1 protein-coding gene is annotated in these 281 nt (G+C 64.4%); it reads right to left on the minus strand.

The annotated features are described in order from the left end of the window. The coding region (locus tag AC0IYH_RS31105) for a nitronate monooxygenase (RefSeq protein WP_471838046.1) at positions 1–281 on the minus strand (281 nt) is incomplete at both ends.

The following is a 281-nucleotide window of genomic DNA, read 5'->3' on the forward strand; positions in this document are numbered from 1 at the left end:
GTGGACCCGGCACATCGAACTCGGCGAAGTAAGGCTGCAGGTGATCCAGCCAGGCCTGCTCCGCGGCCCGGTCAGCAACGCTGGGGCGATGACAGAAGACGTTGATGTTGAACGGCCTGCGGGTGCCGGCACGGGTCTCGATGATCATCTGCCGCCCGGCCTCGGCCTTCACTGCAGCGATGGAGATGGAACCCAGGCCACCGGCATTGCTGACCGCAGCCGCCAGTGCCGGTGTAGCAGTACCCGCCATTGGCGCTTGAATGATCGGAAAGTCGATACCC

It is taken from the genome of Pseudomonas sp. AC463, from assembly GCF_979253585.1.